The sequence below is a fragment of the Streptococcus hyointestinalis genome, from assembly GCF_041225505.1.
Lineage (GTDB): Bacteria > Bacillota > Bacilli > Lactobacillales > Streptococcaceae > Streptococcus > Streptococcus hyointestinalis_B.
The window spans coordinates 1-1,789 of sequence record NZ_JBCLSK010000083.1; the positions used below are offsets into that span (position 1 = coordinate 1).

The 1,789-nt window shown below is 39.0% G+C and carries 1 protein-coding gene and 1 pseudogene; both read right to left on the reverse strand.

Going from position 1 to position 1,789, the window contains the following annotated elements; all coding sequences use genetic code 11:
- Window positions 1-79: 79 nt before the first annotated feature.
- A pseudogene (gene tnpB, locus AALA56_RS09980) lies at window positions 80-1,208 on the reverse strand (IS200/IS605 family element RNA-guided endonuclease TnpB).
- Between the two features lie 11 nt (window positions 1,209-1,219).
- On the reverse strand, window positions 1,220-1,621 hold the full coding sequence (gene tnpA / locus AALA56_RS09985; RefSeq protein ID WP_369909884.1) for an IS200/IS605 family transposase: 402 nt from the start codon (window positions 1,619-1,621) through the stop codon (window positions 1,220-1,222).
- Window positions 1,622-1,789 lie beyond the last annotated feature (168 nt).

A 1,789-nucleotide genomic window follows, 5' to 3' on the forward strand; every position in this document is an offset into this window, starting at 1 on the left:
TGATTAGCTGACTAACCAACAGAGGTTACACTAATTGACCAAGCTATCCCCGTAGTTCCTACGGTTCATTTGTTTTGGACTAGGCTAGTCTCAATCCTTCATTTAGGATATTGATACTAGCGTTGATGTCTCTATCATGATAAGAACCACAATTCTCGCAAGTCCAATTTCGGATATTGAGTGGTTTCTTTCCAGAGTTGTGACCGCAATCTGAACATAGTTGAGATGATGGATACCAACGACTGATTTTTGATACTTGTTTCTCATACCATTCAGCCTTATATTCCAACATTCTCACAAATTCAGACCATGAGACATCGCCAATAGATTTCGCTAACTTGTGATTAGTCATCAGGTTTTTACTCGATAAGTCCTCAATACAGATAATATCGTGATTCTTGATAATATCCATACTGAGCTTATTGAGAAAGTCCTTACGTTATTGGCAATCTTCTCATGGATTTTAGCAACCTTGATACGTTGCTTTTGGTAATTAGCACTCTCGGATAGTTTCTTTCCTGCCTTTTTAGCACCCAAGGCACGTCGAGATAGTATTTTTTGTTCCTTAGCTAACTTCTTAGACAGGTTCTTCAGAAACCGTTCATTACCAACTTTTTCACCAGTGGAGAGAATAGCGAAGTTCTCGATACCTAGGTCGATGCCAACAGACGCCCCGTTTTCGGAAGTGGGTAGATTTCCTTTTCAACTAGTAGAGAGACGAAGAATTTTCCGCTTACCGTCTTACGAATTGTCGCATTGATAATTCTGCCGTTATGGTCTTGGCTATTCTTTACCTTGACCAAACCTAGTTTAGGTAATTTGATAATCTTATCACGCAATTCGATAGAACCATTTACATTCTTAGTGGTATAGGATTGAACAGGATTAGATTTACTTTTGAAACGTGGGCGTTGATTCTGTTTCTTGAAGAATCGAGAGAAACTATCTGCTAGGTTCTCCAGCGAAGCCTGCAAGGCGATACTATCCACTTCTTTCAACCAAGCAGTTTCCTCATTCTTCTTCATTTTCGGAAGCTCGGCAGAACATTTGGAATAGGTCAATCCTTTACCAGTTTGCTCGTAGGTTTCATTCCATTTAGCCAAGAAATGATTGAAGATGAAGCGAGAACACCCAATGGTTTTAGCTATTAGAATTTCCTGTTCTATCGTCGGATAGATACGGTATTTATAGGCTTTATATCTTAGCAAGGGAACTCACCTCATTTCTGTTTTTGATTTTGGATATAGCGTCTAATCTGCTCTTCAGTATTCTCACTAACTGTGGCGATGAAGTAGGAGGCATTCCAGAGGTTTCCTCTCCACAATCTTCGTTTCAATTCAGGATGTTTCTTGAACAATAAGCGTGCGGAGACACCTTTTAGAGCTTTAACCAGGTTAGGAATATAGTGGTGGGGCTTACAATCTATTAGGAGATGGATATGGTCTTTATCACTTTCCATCTCTAAAATAGTGATACCTTTATCTTCTGCAATTTGTCGGAGCAAGTCCTGTAAATCTTTATCTACAGAACCATACAGGAGTTTATGGCGGTACTTAACACACCACACAAGATGATATTGAATACTATAGACATAACCACGACCGTGGTGAACTTCTGACATAAGAAATATCTCGCAACCATTCTAACATATGTCATCAAACACAGTCAATGATAGCAAGGTATTGAAGAAATATTTTACTCTTATTTTTCAGTTGTTTTACCTAACTCAAGTTAGGCAACAACTGAAGCCGATTCATCTCATGACTAAAGTCAAGAGTGTTCTCGGCTG

Coding starts and splice junctions, on each gene's coding strand:
- tnpA (WP_369909884.1), bottom strand. CDS start 1,621: ATGTCAGAAGTTCACCACGGTCGTGGTTATGTCTATAGTATTCAATAT.